This is a genomic window from Photobacterium sp. Alg240-V54 (assembly GCF_900537155.1).
Classification (GTDB): domain Bacteria; phylum Pseudomonadota; class Gammaproteobacteria; order Enterobacterales; family Vibrionaceae; genus Photobacterium.
Window position 1 is genome coordinate 47,318 of the sequence record NZ_UNRL01000012.1, and the last position, 21,309, is coordinate 68,626.

Here is a 21,309-nt window from a genome sequence, read left to right on the forward strand (position 1 = left end):
GTTGATGTTGCCTATCATCGTTAGCCGTATAAACGTTTAGCTTGAGCAACATCTTTTACTTGCTCAATACGGCTCAATACGCGACTGAGTACATCTAAATCGGTTAACTCAAGCTCAAAGTCCATGATCGACATTTGCTTTTTATAATCAACGCGGCTCTTCATACCAGCAACTTTGACTTTCTCATTCATTAAGGTGTTGGTGAGTTCTTTAAGCAAACCATTACGCTCAGAAGCTGTCACTCGTACAGTGATAGTATAGTTACCAACAAAACCACCACCCCAAACCGTATCAATAATACGTTCTGGTGCATGGTGACGCAGTTCTTCTAGTTGTTCACAATCATGTCGGTGAACGGAAATACCACGCCCTTGAGTGACAAAGCCTTGAATATCATCACCAGGGATCGGCTGACAACAACGCGCTAAATGGGTCATAAGGTTATCAACCCCTTCGACCACCACCGAATCACGGCGTGGTTTTTTGGTATTGTGAGAAGCTTTATCACTGGCCTCAGACAACTTATCTAGCAGTTGTTGATCTTCTTCTTCAGCGGTTGGTTTATTAATTAACGCATTAATGTGATTGATAATCTGGTTAATACGCAAATCACCACTACCAATACCTGCGTAAAGCTCTTCCGGCGAATTAACATTAAAACGCTTGCTGGCATAAGAGTGAGCATCTTTTAAGGTTGCATTAATTTTCGTAAGCTCAGCCTCAAGGATCTCTTTACCTGCAATAATGTTTTTATCGCGATCTTGTTTACGGAACCAGGCATTTACTTTAGCGCGAGCACGACTTGAGGTCACAAATCCCTGATTCGGGTTGAGCCAATCGCGAGAAGGGTTTGGTTCTTTTTGAGTGATAATTTCAACTTGATCACCCATCTGCAGGTGGTAAGTAAACGGCACAATACGGCCTTCAACTTTAGCACCAATACAGCGATGCCCCACTTCAGAGTGAATATGATAAGCAAAATCTAACGGCGTCGCATTTGACGGCAAGTCAACCACGTCACCTTTTGGGGTAAAGGCATAGACACGATCATCAAACACTTGGCTACGAAGCTCATCAAGCATCTCACCAGAATCTGACATCTCTTCTTGCCAGACTAACAATTTACGCAGCCAATTTATTTTTTCATCATACGCAGACTGAGCACCACCAGAGGCCGCAGGTCCTTCTTTGTATTTCCAATGCGCAGCCACGCCCAGCTCTGATTCTTCATGCATTTGCTTGGTGCGAATCTGAATCTCTATTGTTTTACCTTCAGGGCCAAGCACTACCGTATGAATCGACTGATAACCGTTAGGCTTAGGATTAGCAACATAGTCATCAAATTCTTTGGGTAAATGACGATATTTGGTGTGTACCACCCCTAATGCGGCATAACAATCTTGCAGCTCTTCCGCCACAATACGTACCGCGCGCACATCAAACAGCTCATCAAACTCTAAGCTCTTCTTCTGCATTTTGCGCCAAATACTGTAAATATGCTTTGGTCGGCCCTGCACTTCGGCACGAATATTTGATGCCTGCATCGCTTCAGATAAATCATCAACAAAATGCGTGATGTATCCTTCACGATCAATACGCCGCTCTGAAAGCTGTTTGGCTATTTGTTTGTATACTTCTGGATGTTGATAACGGAAAGCATAATCTTCAATTTCCCATTTCAACTGTCCAATACCCAGCCTGTTAGCGAGCGGTGCATAAATATTGGCACACTCTTGAGCCGCTACACGTCGTACAGCATCGGGTTCATTTTTAACTTCACGTAAATTGCAGATACGCTCAGCCAGCTTGATAACCACACAACGGAAGTCATCAACCATTGAGAGCAGCATCCGTCGAATACTATCAACTTGTGCTGATTGTGCCGCTTCTTCTGCAGTCGATTTAAGCTGGCTAATGGCGCACATTTGCTCGACACCCTGCACTAAATGCAGGATGTTGGCATTGTAGTCTTCTTTTACTTGGTCATGGCTATAACAACCCGCTTCAACTAATGGATATAGCATTGCCGATATTAAAGTATCGGTATCCATGCTTAGCGTTACCAGAATCTCAACCATTTCACGGCCACGCCATAACAATAGCGCACCATTTTCCTGATCAACAATGAGTTCCTGACAACGCAGGTAAGTTCCTTCTAAACGTCCAAACGTTTTTGCATCTAAACGTAAACTTTCGACCCATGAGGCGAGCTCAAATGTCGTGTTTTGTTTTAGATGTGCTCCACGTACTGCGACCATGTTTCTATCCTGTTTACTATTAATGGCAATAAATGTAATTGCTGTTGCTATTTTTTCTGCTTTTTTTGAACCTTTACAAATAGTGCCATTGATTCTAAATGTCCGGTATGAGGGAACATATCCAACATACCAAGACGCTCTAATTGATAACCTTGTTGTAATAGCACTTGGCTGTCACGCGCCAATGTGGCTGGGTTGCATGAAACATACACCACTTTATGAGGTGCAAGCTTAACCACATGTTCCATCACTCCTGCTGCCCCAGCACGCGCAGGATCCAATAAAATTTTATCAAATTGCTCTTGTGCCCACACTAATTTCGTCACATCTTGGTCTAAATTAGCCTGATAAAAAGTGGCATTGTGTCGCGCATTTACTTGAGCATTGTCAGTGGCGCGTAACACCATTTCATCAATGCCTTCGACACCGACAACAGCTTTAGCACCCTGAGCCATCGGTAAACTAAAGTTACCCAAACCACAGAATAAATCTAACACCCTATCTTGGGGCTGAACATCGAGCCATTCGATAGCTTGAGCGACCATATTGCGATTTACATCACCATTTACCTGAATAAAGTCTTTTGGTGAAAAGGTCAGTTTAAGCCCCTCAATCTCATAATAAGGTTGGTCACCATAACTGTGGATTAGTTCATCGGTTTCTGGCGCCAAAAACAGCATAATATTGTGTTGGACTGCAAAGGCTTGAATTAACGCGCTATCGTCGGCATTAAAAGGCGCAAGATGACGAATTAACACCACGCAGCCATTATCCGCATCGGTTAATTCAATATGACCGACAAAACGGCGGCCTTTGAGGTTTTGCAATAACTCACGTAGAGGCAATAACAACTCATTCAATGGCTGTGCCAATACTGGACACGCGCTAACATCAACAATGTCATTACTTTGCTTTTTACGAAAGCCAAACTGTAGCTGACCATTATTTTCGACGCGCACCGCAATCCGTGCACAACGACGATAATGCCAAGCTTGACTGATAATCGGTGGTTGTTGAATGCAGCTTGCTTGATCAATGACCGCAAACTTTGCCATTAACTCATTCAGCACTTGTTGTTTAGCAATCACTTGGCCTTGATGCGATAAATGCTGCAAATTACAACCACCACACTGGTCATAGATCGCACAATGGGGTTTAATACGGGCATTACTGTCTGAAAGGCGTTTAATCACTCGAGCACGAGCGTAATTTTTTTTATCTTCCGTTAACTGTACCACTGCGGTTTCAGTGGGAAGTAAGCCATCCACAAAGACAGATTTACCGTTTAGATGACCAATACCAGCGCCATGGTGATCTAAGCGATTAATAGTAATTTCTTTATGTTTGGTGTCAGTTTTACGTTTTTGAGGCTTAAAAAAGCGTGCCATAGTGTTTTGCTCACCGTTCAGACATTGAGTATTTGTTGCATAGTCCTAGTGTCATTAAACTAGGAATATAGATAGGTACTAATTCTCCCACAGAATCGCTTGCTTGTAATTAAGAGAACCATGACCAAATATGGACTTCGTGCCAGGGTCTTTACCCTGACATTAGCACCTACACTGATAATCGGCTTGTTATTAAGCGCTTTTTTCACTATGAGCCGCTATCAAGATCTCGAACATCAATTGATTTCGACCGGAACAAGTATCATTGAGCCGTTAGCTATTTCGGCAGAATATGGTATGACCGAAAAAAATCGCGAGGCAATTCGACGTTTGATTGGTTATACCCATCGCAAGCATTCCGATATTATTCGTAGCATTGCGGTATTTACTGATCACAATAAAATCTTTGCGACCTCTAACTTTCATCGCAATTTTGCCTCGTTTATGTATCCCGATGACAAACCTATTCCACGATTATTAGATACCCAGCTCAACGATAACACCCTCATTTTACGCACCCCCATTTTGACCGAAGGCCAATTTGGAGCCAATACTGGTGCTAGCTCATTAGGAAAACCGCTGGGCTATATTGCCATAGAGCTCGATTTAAGCTCATTACGATTACAGCAATATCAAGAAGTGTTTACCGCCTTAATGGTACTGTTACTTGGCTTAAGTTTATCATCGCTGTTTGCGTATCGATTAATGCAGGATGTTACTCGCCCGATATCTCATATGATCAGCGTGGTTGACAGAATTCGTCGTGGTCATCTTGATATTCGTATCGAAGGCCAATTATTAGGTGAGCTTGATACCCTTAAAAACGGTATCAATGCGATGGCAATCTCGCTCTCGGAATACCATATTGAAATGCAGCAAAGTATTGATCAGGCAACGTCTGATTTACGCGAAACCTTAGAGCAACTTGAAATTCAAAACGTTGAGTTAGATATCGCCAAAAAACGCGCTCAAGAAGCAGCACGGGTGAAATCTGAATTTTTGGCCAATATGTCGCACGAATTACGTACCCCTCTCAATGGTGTGATTGGCTTTACTCGCCAAATGCTCAAAACCAAGCTTAATACCAATCAGCAAGATTATCTGCTGACGATTGAGAATTCAGCCAATAACCTTCTCACCATCATCAATGATATTTTGGATTTCTCAAAACTTGAAGCCGGCAAATTATTACTGGAAAATATTCCATTTGATTTCACTGACGCCCTTGATGATGTAATGCGCTTATTGGCACCAAGTGCGCATGAGAAAGGCTTAGAATTAACCCTTAAAATCGATACCCGTATTCCACCTGGCTTAATTGGTGATCCATTACGTATTCAACAAGTTGTCACCAACTTAATTGGTAATGCGGTTAAATTTACTGAAACAGGCAATATTGATGTCTCGGTTGAGCTTAAATCTGAGCATGAGAATAATATTGAACTGCAATTTATGGTGCGTGATACCGGTATTGGTATTTCAGAGCGCCAACAAGCACAATTATTCCAAGCCTTTAGTCAGGCTGATGCCAGCATATCGCGTCGTTATGGCGGTACGGGGCTAGGCTTGGTGATCACCCAGAAACTGGTGAGTCAAATGGGTGGCCAAGTCAGTTTAACCAGTCGTCTCCATCAAGGTTCAACCTTCTGGTTTAGCATTCGCATGCATAAAACCGACTTACCTGTCTCGCAATTAATTGATACTTCATCACTGATGGGTAAAAAGTTATTACTGATTGAGCCTAATATGCAGGCAGCTTCAGTAGTACAGCAGCGACTAATTAACGCCGGTGTTCATGTTACTTACCGCTCAACCATGCCTGATGATATTGAACAGCATGACTTTGCATTATTGTGTTTATCGCCAAGTGAGCAACCACCAACGGCAGTACTGTTTGATCACGTTTTCAAAGCTGAACAAATCGCCGACAAGGTTCTGGTGTGCTTACCCACCACCGAGCTGGCTCTGTCTGAAAAGCTCACCAATACTGGGGTCGAACTTTGCCTTGGTAAACCGATCGCATCGCGAAAATTATTTGAAGCACTGTGTGATAACAATGATGAAAATAACGAACCAGAATTAGCGGTGTTAGCGCCACCACAAGAACCCGTGCAGCCATTAACTGTGATGGCGGTAGATGATAACCCTGCTAACTTAAAACTGATTTCAGCCTTACTTGGCGAGCGGGTTGAGACGGTCATTACCGCAACCGGTGGTAAAAAAGCGGTCGAATATGCCCATCAAAAAGCATTTGATCTGATCTTTATGGATATTCAAATGCCAGAAATGGACGGCGTGACTGCTTGCCAAGAAATCCATAAGACCCAGCTTAACCATACTACGCCAATTATTGCAGTTACAGCTCATGCTATGGCAGGAGAACGTGAGCGGTTAATTGATGCAGGTATGGATGATTACCTCACCAAGCCAATTGAAGAGCATATTTTGCAACAAATTCTGGCAAAGTGGATCACGCCAAGCCACCATTCAGGCGCCCAGCTAACTGCTCCCGTCGCAAGCAAAGCAAATCAACTCGCGCTAACCGCGCCACAGGCTATCGACAATAGCATTAGTTTTGATTGGTCATTAGCGCTAAAGCAAGCGGCAGGCAAACAAGATCTGGCGCGAGATATGTTACAGATGCTGCTTGATTACATGCCTGAGGTCGAATTACTGGTTAATGAAGCGCTGGATGGTAAAGCGGTTGAACTGTGGCCATCAATCCATAAATTACATGGTAGCTGTGCTTACAGTGGTGTCCCACGGCTAAAATACCTCTGCCATACTATTGAGAGCGAATTAAAAGCCAATACCATAATGGCAGATATTGAACCAGAGCTGCTTGAGTTGATCGATGAAATGGATAATGTCGTTAAAGCGTCAAAGCAATACCGGCGTTAATCTGTTGCTGATTAATACAACATAGTGGCACCGCACTATAGCTCTAAAAAGTTATAAAAAAACGCTAGCTTTATCAGCTAGCGTTTTTTTTATTACCGTTATTAGCCTTAGTTTAACGCTCAATAATCACTGTTGCGACAGCATAGCGCCGTTCATCAGCAATCGTTAGGTGCACATGTTGGCCCTCCATTGCTGTTAACAACACTAATGCTTGACCTGAAAAAGTCACCATCGGTTTACCACGTGCATCGTTACTAACACTAAAGTCTTGAAAAGAGACACCGCAAGCAATGCCTGTACCCAAGGCTTTAGACGCTGCTTCTTTAACCGCAAATCGCTTTGCAACAAAACGAGCGCGTAACTTTAATCGGTAATATTGTTCAAGTTCAGAGGCTGATAACACCCGCTCAGCAAAACCATCACCGCTACGAGAAAGGACTTTTTCAATCCGCTCGATTTCAACAATATCAGTCCCTAAACCTAGAATTGCCATTAGCCACGCGCTTCCTGCATCAAGAGACGCATATCTGCCACGGCTTTTTCAAGGCCATCAAACATTGCGCGTCCCATAATAGAATGGCCAATATTGAGTTCATATAGCTCAGGTAAGGCGGCGATAGCTTTGACGTTATGGTAGGTTAAGCCATGTCCCGCATTAACTTTAATGCCTAAGCTTGCCGCATAGGTCGCAGCAACCGCTATTTTTTCAAGTTCAGCAGCTTGCACTTCTTCTGTGGTTGCATCGGCATAATGGCCTGTATGTAACTCAATAAAGGGTGCGCCAGTTGCAAGCGCCGCATCAATCTGGCGTTTATCGGCATCAATAAATAGTGATACTTTAATCCCTGCTGCGGCTAATGCTGTGGTTGCAGCAGTAATTTTTTCACATTGCCCAGCCACATCTAAGCCACCTTCGGTTGTCAATTCCGCACGTTTTTCTGGTACTAGACAGACATATTCAGGTTGAGTCTCTAAAGCAATCGCCACCATTTCATCGGTAACGGCCATTTCTAGATTCATTCGCGTTTGTAATGTTTCGCGTAAGATACGCACATCACGATCATTGATATGGCGACGATCTTCACGCAAATGCACCGTAATACCATCTGCACCTGCACGTTCTGCTACTTCTGCAGCATGAACAGGATCAGGGTATCGTGTGCCACGGGCATTACGTAATGTTGCGATATGATCAATATTGACACCCAGTAGAATGTTACTCATTTTCCGATGCTCCTTGCTCGAGGAATAAATAATTCCCGACTTTTTAGTGGTTTTGAACCAAGATACGGCTTTAAGGCTATGCGTGTAAAGCGTTTCGCAGCTCGAAGTTGTTCCGGGGTTTCAAAACACCTTGCAGCAATGGCTTTCAATTCATTACCACGAAAAGTCAATTGGCTGATTTTTATTGAGGCAATAAATCCTAATTGTTCGCGGTAGTTATAGGTCATATGATCGTCGACCGCAAACCCACTGCCGGCACAATGCAAAAAATCGATACCGTAACCAAGATGATGTAATAAGGCGAGTTCAAAACGACGCAATGCGGGCTCTGGATTATCCGCTTGTGCAAGCTCACGCAACACATTCAAATAATCGAGAAACAACACCGGATAAGGGGTATGGTTTTCTAATACTCGCGCTAATACTTCATTAACGTACATCGCGGAATATAAAATATAGCTGCGCAGCGGCAGCCCAATACTGATTGGCTCAGCATGAGTGAGAACCGGCATGCTCCCTTTACCACTCCATTTCATAAATAATGGTGTGAAAGGTTGCAAGGTTCCTTTGAGGTTAGAACGCTTACGACGCGCTCCTTTTGCAAGTAGGGTAAGACGGCCATGATCCTCGCTAAACACATCAAGGATCAGGCTCGTCTCACTATAATGACGATAATGAAGGACGAAACAACGCTGTAGGCCCTCCATTACGTTCCTTATAGATCGTCAATGTAACCTAGGCTGCGCAGTGCACGTTCGTCATCTGCCCAACCTGATTTCACTTTAACCCAAAGTTCTAAGTACACTTTACGCTCAAATAGGTCTTCCATATCTAAACGGGCTTCACGGCCAATGACTTTGATTTTATCGCCGCCTTTACCGATCACCATTTTCTTCTGGCCTTTACGTTCAACCAGAATCAAACCGTTGATATCAAAACCGTTGGTTTCAGGGTTAAAATCAAAACGCTCGATTTCAACTGTCACTGAATACGGTAATTCTTCACCGGTAAAGCGCATGAGTTTTTCACGAATAATTTCTGACGCCATAAAGCGTTGTGAACGATCCGTTACATACTCTTCAGGGAAGTAGTAATCACACTCAGGTAAATGTTCACGAACAATTTTTTCAATCGTATCAACGTTAGTACCTTTCTTTGCAGAAATAGGCACCACATCAACAAATGGCATTTTGTTCGCTAATTCCTGCAAATGCGGAAATAACTCATGCTTTTCTTTAATGTTGTCGACTTTGTTGATCAGCAATACTGTTGGTAGCTCACTTTTAATAAGCTTATTCAGTACCATCTCATCATCCGCTGTCCACACTGTGCCATCTACAAGAAATAACACTAATTCGACATCGGTTAATGAACTGCTTGCTGCGCGGTTCATTAAACGGTTAATCACACGCTTTTCTTCAATGTGCAATCCAGGTGTGTCCACATAAACCGCTTGATAGCCGTCACGTGTGTCTACACCCATAATGCGGTGGCGCGTGGTTTGTGGTTTACGAGAAGTTATCGATAACTTCTGTCCCACTAAACGGTTAAGCAAGGTTGATTTACCGACATTCGGTCGACCAACAATGGCTATAAAGCCACAATGTTGTTTATCTGTCATGATTCCAACTGGTTAAGTGCAATTTCTGCTGCTGCCTGCTCTGCCTTGCGCCGACTGCCGCCTTTACCGATAACAGGTTCATCCAAACCTGAAACATCACACTGTACGGTGAATTCTTGGTTATGAGCTTCACCTTGTACCTTAATTACAGTATACGACGGTAATGGTAAACGGCGACCTTGAAGACACTCTTGCAAGCGTGTTTTAGGATCTTTTTGGTTGATGCCTGGTTCAATTGTATCAAGACGTGATTTATACCAAGCCAATACGACTTGACGCACAGTCTCAACATCACTATCTAGATAAACCGCGCCAATGATTGCTTCAACACAGTCAGCCAGAATCGAATCACGACGGAAACCGCCGCTTTTCAGTTCACCTGGACCTAATAGTAAGTAGTCGCCTAGCTCGAACTCACGTCCTAGCTCAGCCAATGTCTTACCACGGACTAGTGTTGCACGCATTCGGCTCATATCACCTTCATCCACAGTAGGAAAACGGTGATATAAGTCATCAGCAACAACAAAACTTAAAATAGAGTCGCCTAGAAATTCTAGGCGCTCATTGTGGGTGCCATTAGCACTGCGATGTGTCAGTGCTAATGTCATCAACTCACAATTGTTAAATTGGTAGCCCAGCTTGCGCTGAAGCCTATTCGCTGGAGTTGTCATTTTCTCTCGATTATTTAATGCTACCTATACGCTCAAAACGTACGCCGGTAGGGATCCAAGATGGAAGTAAACTATCAGGCTTGCGATCGAAATCAAAGCTCATCCAAATAGCTACCGCCTTGCCGACTAAATTCGCTTCTGGTACAAAACCCCAGTAACGACTATCAGCACTATTGTCACGGTTGTCACCCATAACAAAATACTCACCTTTTGGTACAACCCACTCACCGATCCCTGGGCGAGGTACGTAAGCCATACGGTTATCACGTCGCAATGGGTTGATCAAAATATGATGATTCACATCACCAAGATGTTCATTAAACTCAATCAGACGCGCCATACCTTGAGTAAAGTCGCTATCTTTCATATTTGTTAATTTAACCGGCTTACAAACAGAAGTGCCTTTAGGCTGAATGCATAGTTGTTTGTCAGCGCTGTAACGAATCATATCACCAGGTAAACCTATTACACGTTTAATGTAATCAATTTTTGGGTTTGGCGGGTAACGAAATACAATCACGTCCCCACGTTTAGGCTCACCTGTGTCTAAGAATTTGTGGTCAAAAACAGGATCTCGAAGTCCATAAGCAAACTTTTGAACGAGAATAAAATCACCAACATACAAGGTTGGTAACATTGATTTTGACGGAATTTGAAACGGTTCATAAATAAATGAACGGAATATCATGATCAATGCAATAACAGGGAACATTGAACTAGCTGATTCAACCCAACTCGGTTGAGGAGCAACACGTGCAACTACCTCTGCATCAACTTGGCCACCAGCTTTTTCTGCTGCAGCTGCAATTTTTAATTGTCGTTTTGGTGCCCATAGAAACTTATCTAGAGCCCAAATAATACCGGTAAAAATTGTCGCTAAGACCAATATTATTGAAAATGTATTTGCCATGTTATTCCTTAGGTTTAATACAACTAACCGCAACAGTTAGTTGATTGACTCTACTGCAAACGCCTAAGTCAAAGAAAGTGCTATTTAACGGATTAAATAAGCACTTCCTGATCATATCTAGACTGTTATAAACAAAGAACGGTTACTACTTATCTTTGCCCACATGAAGAATCGCTAAGAAAGCTTCTTGTGGTAATTCAACATTACCAATCTGCTTCATGCGTTTCTTACCGTCTTTCTGTTTCTGTAGTAGCTTCTTCTTACGGCTAATATCGCCACCATAACATTTCGCGATTACGTTTTTACGCAATTGCTTCACGGTTGAACGTGCAATGATATGGCCACCAATAGCTGCTTGAATTGCAATATCAAACATTTGACGAGGAATAAACTCTTTCATTTTCTCAACAACATCACGACCACGAGTCTGTGAGTTTTCTTTGTGAGTAATGATTGCTAAGGCGTCAACACGCTCACCATTTAGCAAAATATCCACGCGTACCATGTCTGATTCTTGGTAACGTTGGAAATTATAATCTAGCGATGCATAGCCGCGCGAGGTTGATTTCAAACGGTCAAAGAAATCCAGTACCACTTCTGACATCGGAATATCATACGTTAGTGCGACTTGATTACCGTGATAAACCATATCAACTTGCATACCACGCTTTTCAATACATAGAGTAATTACGTTACCTAGGTATTCACTTGGTACCAAAATATTACAGCGAGCAATTGGCTCACCGACAACATCAATATCGTTTACAGCGGGTAATTTAGCAGGGCTATCTACATACAGTGTCGTACCGTCATTTTTCTTCACTTCATAAACTACCGTTGGTGCAGTAGTAATTAAGTTCAGATCATATTCACGCTCTAGACGCTCTTGAATAATCTCCATGTGGAGCATACCCAAGAAACCACAACGGAAGCCAAAACCAAGTGCAGACGAGCTTTCTGGCTCATAAAACAATGACGCATCGTTTAGGCTTAATTTACCTAATGCATCACGGAAGTTCTCGTAATCATCAGATGATACAGGGAACAAACCTGCATAAACTTGTGGTTTTACTTTCTTAAAGCCTGGTAATGCAGTTTCACAACCGCCTTTCGCTAGCGTTAAAGTATCACCAACCGGCGCACCTAGAATATCTTTAATACCACAAACAACCCAACCAACTTCGCCAGTGTTTAGCTCAGTGGTATCAATTTGTTTTGGTGTGAAGATACCTAGACGGTCAACACCCCAGATTTGACCGGTGGTCATTACTTTGATTTTGTCATTTTTCTTTAGTTTACCGTTCTTGATACGAACTAAAGAAACAACACCTAAGTAGTTATCAAACCATGAGTCAATAATTAGTGCTTGTAGTGGCGCATCTGGATCACCTTCAGGTGCAGGGATCGCTTCAACGATTTTTTCTAAAACTTCGTCAACACCAACGCCTGTTTTTGCTGAACAGCGCACAGCATCGATAGCATCAATACCAACGATGTCTTCAATTTCTTCAGCTACACGCTCAGGATCGGCTGCTGGAAGGTCGATTTTATTTAAAATCGGCACTACTTCCAAGTCCATTTCCATGGCTGTGTAACAGTTTGCCAAAGTCTGAGCTTCTACGCCCTGACCCGCATCAACCACCAACAATGCACCTTCACAGGCTGCAAGTGAACGCGATACTTCATACGAGAAGTCAACGTGTCCAGGGGTGTCGATAAAGTTTAATTGATAAGTTTCACCATCTTTAGCCGTGTAATCGAGCGTTACGCTCTGGGCTTTAATGGTGATACCGCGTTCGCGTTCAAGATCCATTGAATCTAAAACCTGCGCAGCCATTTCTCGATCAGAAAGGCCGCCACAGACTTGAATTAGACGGTCGGATAAGGTCGACTTACCATGGTCGATATGTGCGATAATCGAAAAGTTACGAATGTGCTTCATGAATGGCGTGACTGCTCGTGATTAAAATGAATGGGATCTTAAGATCAAGTTGACGGATTCTACCGAATTTAAACGCTACTCGCTATCTTTCGATGCGGCATTTATCAGCTTATCTGCTGAAATAGGTAGCCCTAGCACTCGAATAAGGCTTGGTTTATAGGCTGCATCCCCATCTAATCGCTTCGCATAATGCCTCGCAATCAGTAATCCGACGGTGGTAGCAACTGCAGCGGATACAATAACACCGAGCTGATTACTGGCGGCTAGATCAACAAATAGATACTGGCCAATTAAACTACCACCAACTAAAAACAGTAATGGCAGCATATAAACCAATAACGCTGAACTGAGCATACTACGCTCCGACAAACCAATTTCAACCACTTGTCCAAGGGTTATGTTTTCATTGGTGTCGATAGTGATCAAATGAGAACGCCCTGGCATTGCTTTACTGACAATACCCGTGCCGCAACTATCGCGTGAAGCACAATGACCACAACTGGTTTGTTGCTGACAACTTACCGTTATATGACCACTATCAACAGCGACCACTGTCGCTAATGTTCTCATCATGATTATTTACTCGTAGAGGTAACCTCAGGTTTAATTTTATCAAAGGTTACGTTTTCTGCAATTTGTCGTGCTGTTTGCGGTGGAATATCACCCACTACCGTAATTTCTTTATTGCCATCGACGCGAGTGGTTAGTGTGCGCCGTCCTTGACGAACCAGTTGGCCACGACCAACAAAATTATCGACATCGGAAACATACACAGAAAAACTAAACAAACCATCACTGTACATGCGACTTTCAACAGCGCGCTCAGTCAGTAGCAGTCGATGACGATTACCTGCAATTAATGTAAAGCCATTTGGTAACCAATTAACGCTCCATTGCAGCTTTTTCTGCGGCTGTTGCGGTAATTGTACCACGGCTGGTAATTTAACTTGATCAAGCTTACTCAGCATTTCAGCAACTTTAGGATTCACCGCAAAAGAAAGCACGCGAAATTGCTCTAATAAATCACCATCGCGATCAAGTAAATCAGCGCGCATCACCAAGTGAGTCGTTTGATCTATCCACAATAGGTAAGAATAACGATTGCCGTCTTTAGGGGCGATACGAACCACATCACAGGCAACACCCGCTTCACGTGCGCGTCCCATAGCAATGAAATCGTAAAAATGAGCCAGTTTATCTATATTGGCCTTCATTAATGGCAATATCGGCGCGACCATCTTGTTACTTTTAATTGTAAAAGGATCGAGTCCGGGCTCAAAATAACTGACTTCATCGCCACGCTGAATCACCTCTTGTGGCGGACCACTAAGGAACAACAAATGACCATAGCTTTGGCCATTCTCTAATGCATGTCGATAGCGCAAAGTGTCAATGCTATTTTTCTTTACCCAAATATAAGACATCTCATAACTAAGATCTCGACTGGCTTGGCCCATTTGATGCAACAAAGCCTCTGTTGAAGGTTTAACCGCTTCAGCAGAGGCTTGGAGTGGCAATAATAGGCTGACCAATGCAAGTGCACCGACCAGAATTTTTTTCATTAATCCGCCACAGAATTATTAGTATGTAATCGTGAATTATCGATACTGCCGTCTTCAGCATTGAACCGAAGTTGCAATTCATAATCTTGTAACATCGAATTGATTCGACGTCGTTGCTCCATTAACTGTGATTCAGACGGCGTCTGATTATTGTCTACCATATTGGTATTTAAGCTCACAGGTTCAGCTTTACCTGTAAATGGAATCGTCTGTAACACTGGCACGTCATTACTGGTTGTTGTAGTAAGGCTGCCACCATTACCGTCATATTGTTGAACACCAACAATAACCGCTAATGAAACACATGCCGCCATCGCAACCTGACCAAACTGGGATAGCCAAGCGGGTAATGTCCGCTTCGCTTTAAATGGGGTCGGTTGTTCTTGAATAATAATCGGCTCAACAACAGCCTCTACATGCGTAACCACAGCCCCGGTATGGGCCGGTTCAGCTTCTAGCGCTAACGCGACATTTTCTGCAATATTCCATTGTTTGCATTGCGGCACATCACCACGCATGACATCACCAATGAGGTTGAAGTCATGCCAGCTTTGCTCGCTATCTTTGTCAACGGTCAGCGCATTGATAATGCTCTGATCCAAGTCTTCGCCATCTAGCAATGCCGAAATTTTTTCTTTATCAGCCATTTTTTCCACCGTTTGGTGCAACATTGTTATTGCTGCATAAGAGGACGAATACGTTTTTCAACGGTCTCTCGTGCACGGAATATACGTGAGCGAACTGTACCTACAGGACATCCCATTATTTCAGCGATTTCTTCATAGCTTAGACCATCCAGTTCACGCAATGAGATCGCTGTTTTAAGATCATCAGGTAGTGATTCAATCGTACTAAAAACAACTCGCTTCAGTTCTTCAGACAACATTTGGTTCTCAGGGTTCGATATTTCTTTAAGCGCATTTCCACTTTCATAATATTCCGCATCTTCAGCATCAACATCAAATGCTGGCGGACGACGCCCCTGAGCAACTAAATAATTTTTTGCGGTATTAACAGCGATACGGTAAAGCCATGTATAAAAAGCACTTTCACCACGGAATGTTGGTAAGGCGCGATAAGCTTTAATAAACGCTTCTTGAGCGACATCTGGCACATCACCAGAATTGCTAACATAACGTGAAACAAGGTTACAAACTTTATTCTGGTATTTAATAACCAAAAGGTTGAATGCTTGCTTATCTCCCCGCTGTACTCGCTCAATTAGTACCTGATCAGTTTGCTGCTCGCTCATTCGAGCGTTTACTCCCATGTCTAACTGTTTAGTAATATTGCATTCATCTCACGACAACATAGACCAATAAAGGTACTGAGTCGGTATTGATACACAACGGTTTATTTAGATTATCCTGCCACTATAAGCGTTAGTCTCACCGTAAATAAAACACTGATTTATGAAATATTTATAAGCATGAGCACTACATAAGACCGATGGATAATGGCAAAGTTCCACCGCCAATAAAATAATTTACCCTTTCGTTAACACTTAGTTATTATTGATAACGAAATAGGGCTAGAAAGAATAACTGCCGTCATTTTACCTCAAATAATCATACTAACGAGGATCTGTGACTGAAAAAAGCAAAATAATCACAATAGTATGAAGCGGTTAACAGGCTAACATTTAACAATAACATAGCTAAAGCACCGTATATTAATGATATTTAGTTTACCCAAATCCAAACAAACATGTCTTTTTATAACAAATTTGGTAGCATGAAATAAGATTATCACATGGACATGCAATCATTATGAACCAGCCTCATCAACACGATAGCGACATTTTAGTTATTGGTAGTGGCGCAGCAGGGTTATCGCTGGCACTGCATTTAGCTCACCTTGGTAAAGTGACTATTTTATGTAAAGGCCCGCTTAGTGAAGGTGCAACCTATTATGCTCAGGGAGGTATTGCCGCCGTTTTTGATGAGTCTGACAGTATTGCATCCCATGTTGAAGATACCTTAATTGCCGGAGCTCACCTTTGTGACCAAAATGTAGTGCAGTTTATCGCTGAAAACGCCAAGCAGTGTGTGCAATGGTTAATTGATGGCGGTGTACCTTTTGATCGTGAAGAATCTGATTCTGATGACGATCCCCGCTACCACCTGACCTTAGAAGGTGGCCACAGTCATCGTCGCATTCTTCATGCCGCAGATGCCACCGGTATGGCAATGCAAACCTCACTCCAAGAACAAGCCCGTAACCATCCCAATATCACCATTCTTGAACGCCATAATGCGCTTGATTTAATCACCGAGAAAAAAATCAATCCGCAAGCAGACACCAATCGCGCTTTAGGTGCTTATGTCTGGAACCGCGACAAAGAATGTGTTGAAACCCTTGCCGCCAAGTTTGTGGTATTAGCCACTGGTGGCGCATCAAAAGTCTACCAATACACCTCCAACCCTGATGTGTCATCGGGTGATGGCATTGCAATGGCATGGCGCGCAGGTTGTCGTGTTGCTAATCTCGAATTTAATCAATTTCACCCTACTTGTCTATTCCACCCTAAAGCCCAATCCTTTTTGTTAAGTGAAGCTCTACGCGGAGAAGGCGCGTATTTACGTCGCCCTGATGGTAGCCGCTTTATGGTTGATTTTGATGAACGTGCAGAACTAGCGCCGCGCGATGTAGTTGCACGTGCGATCGATTACGAAATGAAGCGTTTAGGTGCTGACTGCATGTATCTTGATATTAGCCATAAACCGGCTGATTTTGTCACTAGTCACTTTCCAACTATTGCTGAAAAACTGCAGAGTTACGGGATTGATATCACTCAAGATATGATTCCAATTGTGCCTGCTGCACATTATACCTGTGGCGGAGTGATGGTGGATAAATCAGGTAAAACTGATATTGACGGGTTATATGCTATTGGTGAAGTCAGCTATACCGGCCTCCATGGCGCCAACCGCATGGCTTCTAATTCATTACTTGAGTGCGTGGTTTATGCATGGTCAGCGGCACAAGATATTGAGCGCCAATTTAACACTATCTTACAGCCACAACAGCTGCCATTTTGGGATGACAGTAAAGTGACTAATTCCGATGAAGAAGTGGTGATTCAACATAACTGGCATGAATTACGACTATTTATGTGGGATTACGTTGGCATTGTGCGTTCAACCAAACGTTTAGAGCGGGCAATGAACCGCATTGAATTACTTAAACACGAAATTGATGAGTATTATTGCCATTTTCGAGTTTCAAATAACTTGCTTGAACTGCGTAATTTATTACAAGTTGCCGAGCTGATAGTACGTTGTGCAATGGCGCGCAAAGAAAGTCGAGGATTACACTACACCCTTGATTATCCAGATTTAGATGAACAAGCAACTGCCACCATTTTAGTGCCTAATAATTACTAACCGCGCTGAAATAAGTCATCGCTCAACAATACGATGATACTAATGCTCGTTAGCATCATCGTTATTGTCTGCAGCTGGCTTTAATAGTCCTAAATGCAGCGACATTTTTAAGCTCCGATAACTTGCAGCATCACAACTGTCACAGCAGATAATCAGCCATTGATTACGCTGATGTGCTATCGACAATATCACTAACCACCGAGTGACCACTTTCACCGCTACAATTTTACCCGCTTGCTCACACCAGCGCAGATGACCATCACTATAGAGCCGTAATGGCCCTTGCTGACGCAAATAATGGTGGTATATCCGTTGCCATTCAAAGATTAACATTTCGGCAAAAAAATAACTCAACGGCCAAAAAACCGGTGGGACTGTAAACATCAGTAGCACTGCACCAAAGTAACATCGACTCAGTGCAGTGTGCAGGCGCGGGGATAAATGAAGCGCTAAATCAACGTAGCTTGCTGTTGTTGTGGGCAACAATCTTATCGACCATCATCGCATGAGCAGGATTATCACTACGGCCATGTTGCATCATCCATTTAAATAAATCAGGATCATCACAAGTTAGCAGAGAAATAAAATCACGTTGCTGCTGCTCTGATAGATCATCAAAACATTCTTCAAAAAATGGCATCACCAGCACGTCTAACTCTAACATGCCACGACGACATGCCCATTTAACGCGGGCTCTCTCTTCTGCAACTAACATACATAACCTCTATGTGCGTGCCTATTGGCTCACTGAACATTGAATACTTGGCGTATTTCCATGATAAAGATAGTACCAGTCGTACTCTATAACGACCATGCGTCAACACAAACAATCGCTCAAGATGAGACCTAGCCCACCATAATGACGACCAATAAAAACAGCCAATTAACTCATCGTATTACCATGGTTAAATATTTTGCTCAGTTGGTATAACATAGCGTCATCATTACAGCATTGGTGGATACCATTATGAACACCTGGTCAACTCAGCACTCTTTCACCCCGCTAGCATTAACTAGCACCGATTCTTTACCTGATTTAGCGATGATCAACCTCAGCGATTGGGGCATGGTGACGCTTGTTGGCCCTGACAGTAAATCCTACTTACAAGGTCAATTAACCTGTGATGTAGTGTCATTAGCCGCTGGTGCATCAACCTTTGCAGGTCACTGTGATGCCAAAGGAAAATTACGCACTATCATGCGCGTGTTCCATTATCAGGATGGTTACGGTTTACTACAACGTCACAGCGTAATGGCAACCCAACTGCCTGAACTAAAAAAATATGCGGTCTTTTCTAAAACCGAGATCACTCAAACAGACGCTGTTATTTTAGGACTCACGGGAGAGCAAGCCCAAGCAACCATTGATCATCATTTCAGTGGTGATGCTAATGTGCGCCATAACGACACCGCCACAGTTGTAAAAGTCGATAGCGCGCGCTGGTTAATTATCACCACTGCCGAACAGGCTGACAGTGTTATCACCACGTTAGCACCAACAGCAACCTTAACCACCACTGAGCTGTGGAATCTGTATGACATTCAAGCGGCAATGCCACGCATTGATAACACCACTGAACTTGAATTCATTCCTCAAGCAGTAAACTTACAAGCGGTTGATGGTATTAGCTTTAAAAAAGGCTGCTATACCGGTCAAGAAACTGTTGCTCGAGCTAAATACCGTGGTATCAATAAACGTGCAATGTATATCGTGACAGGTACGGCAACACAATGCCCACAACCAGGTGATGCATTAGAGCGTAGTGTCGGCGAAAATTGGCGTAAAGGTGGCACCGTGATCTGTGGTTATCACTACAGTGACAATCATGCTTTAGCGTTGGTTGTATTACCCAATGATCTTGATGCTGATAGTCAATTCCGTTTCGCAACTGCGCCAGATGCGCTATGGCACAAACTCGACCTACCGTACGATGTCAATGCAGAATAACTCAATAAATACCCCCGTTACTCAGCTATTGATAAGTGAAGGGGTTGATTACCGTTTACTGCCGCATACCAAGCCCGCAAAAACCATTGCCGAGGCGGCAGCTGAACGCGGGGTAGATCCACAGCATATGGTTAAATCCATCTTACTCAAAGACATGTCGGGGTTTCATGTACTGGCATGTGTACCGGGTCCACAAGCGGTCGATCCTAAAAAAGTACGCGCATTATTAGGTTGCCAGCGCATGACTTGCGCGGATGCAACCGAAGTTGAAAAAGTCACAGGTTTAGTTATCGGTACGGTTGCTCCGCTCGGCTTAAAGCGGCCACTGGTGATCGTGTTTGATAATGCGATTGCGGCAATAGAAAAAGTGAATATCAGTAGTGGTGATCGCATGGCTGGAATTGAGATCGCCACCGATGATTTATTGATCTTATGCGATCCCATGCTCGCAGATATCTGCCGAGATCAGCTCTAATTAATCATCAGCCATAATATCAGCGGCATTAATCACAATGCCGCTTGATTGAACATAAAGGAACTGTTGATGACAAATTATCATCACGATATTAATTGGCGCGGGGTTGATCTAAATTTATTAATTGCTTTTTCTGCATTAATGGAAACCCGCAGCGTGACTAAAGCGGCCAATAAACTCGCCATTGGTCAGTCGGCAATGAGCCATAACTTATCGCGACTACGAAGCTTATTAAATGACCCTTTGTTTGAACGTCATGGCCACCAAATGTTACCGACCCAAACCGCGTTAGAGCATGCTTCAACCGTCGATACCATTTTAGCATTGATTACTAACGAACTACTGCGACCAAGTGTATTTGTGCCAGCTGATTTCTGTGGCACCTTTAAAATAGGCTTAACCGATTACGCCGAGTTGTTATTTGCTCCAGCATTATATGATGCGATTCACCAGCAAGCGCCACAATGTCAACTGAGCTTTTTTAATGTCGATCGCCATAGCTATCATACTGATTTTAATCAGCACCGCATCGATGTGGTTATCGGTTCAATGACAGACATGGGCAAGGATATTGAACATCAGTATTTATATACCGAAGATCATGTTTGCCTTTATGATCAACAGGCAACAGGACTTAATGACCAAGTGAGTCTCGATCAATACAGCCGCCATCCTCATGCGCTGGTAAGCCCAGATGGTAAGCTCACCACCCAAGTTGATGCTCAATTACACCAACAAGGATTTCAACGCCAAGTGGCAGTGGGATCGCATAACTTTCTCACTATTCGGCATTTGTTAAACGGTCGCGATTTACTGTGTGTAGTATCACGCTTGATGGCACAACTGGATATATTCAATGACCAATTAACCCAATGCCCACCGCCAGTGGCCATTGCTGATTTTGATATTCGGTTATTATGGCTCCATCGCAACAGTAATCACCCTCGCAATCAATGGTTACGCGACATCGTTGCCAACACGGTGATCTCGCACGTTGAACAACTTCGATCTGGCGCTTAATAA

Annotated in this window: 20 protein-coding genes; 5 read left to right on the top strand and 15 right to left on the bottom strand. The window is 43.2% G+C overall.

What is annotated here, in order from left to right:
- Positions 1–20: 20 nt before the first annotated feature.
- Positions 21–2,258: a GTP diphosphokinase gene (relA, locus tag G6R09_RS18430; RefSeq protein WP_065167884.1), complete on the bottom strand. Its 2,238-nt coding sequence runs from the start codon at positions 2,256–2,258 to the stop codon at positions 21–23.
- A gap of 47 nt (positions 2,259–2,305) precedes the next feature.
- Entirely contained in the window at positions 2,306–3,646 is a 1,341-nt protein-coding gene (rlmD, locus tag G6R09_RS18435) for a 23S rRNA (uracil(1939)-C(5))-methyltransferase RlmD (protein WP_065167883.1), read from the bottom strand.
- A gap of 120 nt (positions 3,647–3,766) precedes the next feature.
- Between rlmD and barA the strand changes: the two genes are divergently transcribed.
- Complete coding sequence (gene barA, locus G6R09_RS18440) at positions 3,767–6,547, top strand: two-component sensor histidine kinase BarA (RefSeq protein ID WP_163923953.1); 2,781 nt, start codon at positions 3,767–3,769, stop codon at positions 6,545–6,547.
- Positions 6,548–6,659: 112 nt separating this feature from the next.
- On the opposite strand, the gene acpS is transcribed toward barA, so the two are convergent.
- From acpS to rpoE, 11 genes are all read right to left on the bottom strand, one after another.
- Positions 6,660–7,040, bottom strand: coding sequence for a holo-ACP synthase (gene acpS / locus G6R09_RS18445; RefSeq protein ID WP_065167881.1), 381 nt, complete (start codon positions 7,038–7,040; stop codon positions 6,660–6,662).
- Positions 7,040–7,771, bottom strand: a complete 732-nt coding sequence (gene pdxJ, locus G6R09_RS18450; protein ID WP_065167880.1) for a pyridoxine 5'-phosphate synthase — start codon at positions 7,769–7,771, stop codon at positions 7,040–7,042. The genes acpS and pdxJ overlap by 1 nt, the downstream gene beginning before the upstream one ends.
- The gene (recO, locus tag G6R09_RS18455; protein ID WP_065167879.1) at positions 7,768–8,478 is read right to left on the bottom strand and encodes a DNA repair protein RecO; all 711 of its coding nucleotides are present in this window, start codon (positions 8,476–8,478) and stop codon (positions 7,768–7,770) included. The genes pdxJ and recO overlap by 4 nt, the downstream gene beginning before the upstream one ends.
- Before the next feature lie 8 nt (positions 8,479–8,486).
- Positions 8,487–9,392 carry a GTPase Era gene (gene era / locus G6R09_RS18460; RefSeq protein WP_060999817.1) on the bottom strand — a complete coding sequence of 302 codons (906 nt, stop codon included), beginning with the start codon at positions 9,390–9,392 and terminating at the stop codon, positions 8,487–8,489.
- A complete protein-coding gene (gene rnc / locus G6R09_RS18465; RefSeq protein WP_065167877.1) occupies positions 9,389–10,063 on the bottom strand; it encodes a ribonuclease III in 675 nt (224 codons plus the stop codon). The genes era and rnc overlap by 4 nt, the downstream gene beginning before the upstream one ends.
- Before the next feature lie 10 nt (positions 10,064–10,073).
- Positions 10,074–10,973, bottom strand: coding sequence for a signal peptidase I (lepB, locus tag G6R09_RS18470; RefSeq protein ID WP_065167876.1), 900 nt, complete (start codon positions 10,971–10,973; stop codon positions 10,074–10,076).
- Between the two features lie 145 nt (positions 10,974–11,118).
- Positions 11,119–12,915: a translation elongation factor 4 gene (lepA, locus tag G6R09_RS18475; RefSeq protein WP_065167875.1), complete on the bottom strand. Its 1,797-nt coding sequence runs from the start codon at positions 12,913–12,915 to the stop codon at positions 11,119–11,121.
- 75 nt (positions 12,916–12,990) lie between these two features.
- Positions 12,991–13,488: a SoxR reducing system RseC family protein gene (locus tag G6R09_RS18480; protein WP_065167874.1), complete on the bottom strand. Its 498-nt coding sequence runs from the start codon at positions 13,486–13,488 to the stop codon at positions 12,991–12,993.
- Between the two features lie 2 nt (positions 13,489–13,490).
- The gene (gene rseB, locus G6R09_RS18485; RefSeq protein ID WP_065167873.1) at positions 13,491–14,477 is read right to left on the bottom strand and encodes a sigma-E factor regulatory protein RseB; all 987 of its coding nucleotides are present in this window, start codon (positions 14,475–14,477) and stop codon (positions 13,491–13,493) included.
- A complete protein-coding gene (locus tag G6R09_RS18490; RefSeq protein ID WP_065167901.1) occupies positions 14,477–15,124 on the bottom strand; it encodes an RseA family anti-sigma factor in 648 nt (215 codons plus the stop codon). Before G6R09_RS18490 ends, rseB begins: the two co-directional genes overlap by 1 nt.
- A 26-nt stretch (positions 15,125–15,150) precedes the next feature.
- The gene (gene rpoE, locus G6R09_RS18495) at positions 15,151–15,729 is read right to left on the bottom strand and encodes an RNA polymerase sigma factor RpoE (protein ID WP_065167872.1); all 579 of its coding nucleotides are present in this window, start codon (positions 15,727–15,729) and stop codon (positions 15,151–15,153) included.
- A 517-nt stretch (positions 15,730–16,246) separates the two neighbouring features.
- On the opposite strand from rpoE, the gene nadB reads away from it, so the two are divergent.
- A complete protein-coding gene (nadB, locus tag G6R09_RS18500; RefSeq protein WP_065167871.1) occupies positions 16,247–17,863 on the top strand; it encodes an L-aspartate oxidase in 1,617 nt (538 codons plus the stop codon).
- Between the two features lie 39 nt (positions 17,864–17,902).
- Here nadB and G6R09_RS18505 read toward each other — a convergent pair whose 3' ends face one another.
- Positions 17,903–18,349: a protein YgfX gene (locus G6R09_RS18505; RefSeq protein ID WP_306440123.1), complete on the bottom strand. Its 447-nt coding sequence runs from the start codon at positions 18,347–18,349 to the stop codon at positions 17,903–17,905.
- On the bottom strand, positions 18,318–18,578 hold the full coding sequence (locus tag G6R09_RS18510; protein WP_060999836.1) for a succinate dehydrogenase assembly factor 2: 261 nt from the start codon (positions 18,576–18,578) through the stop codon (positions 18,318–18,320). Before G6R09_RS18510 ends, G6R09_RS18505 begins: the two co-directional genes overlap by 32 nt.
- 252 nt (positions 18,579–18,830) lie before the next feature.
- Here G6R09_RS18510 and ygfZ point away from each other — a divergent pair, with 252 nt between their 5' ends.
- The 3 genes from ygfZ to G6R09_RS18525 all read left to right on the top strand — a co-directional run bounded on the left by ygfZ (position 18,831) and on the right by G6R09_RS18525 (position 21,306).
- The gene (gene ygfZ / locus G6R09_RS18515; RefSeq protein ID WP_065176727.1) at positions 18,831–19,811 is read left to right on the top strand and encodes a tRNA-modifying protein YgfZ; all 981 of its coding nucleotides are present in this window, start codon (positions 18,831–18,833) and stop codon (positions 19,809–19,811) included.
- A complete protein-coding gene (locus G6R09_RS18520) occupies positions 19,801–20,286 on the top strand; it encodes an aminoacyl-tRNA deacylase (RefSeq protein ID WP_065176726.1) in 486 nt (161 codons plus the stop codon). Before ygfZ ends, G6R09_RS18520 begins: the two co-directional genes overlap by 11 nt.
- A 69-nt stretch (positions 20,287–20,355) precedes the next feature.
- A complete protein-coding gene (locus G6R09_RS18525; RefSeq protein ID WP_163923956.1) occupies positions 20,356–21,306 on the top strand; it encodes a LysR family transcriptional regulator in 951 nt (316 codons plus the stop codon).
- Positions 21,307–21,309: the final 3 nt, after the last annotated feature.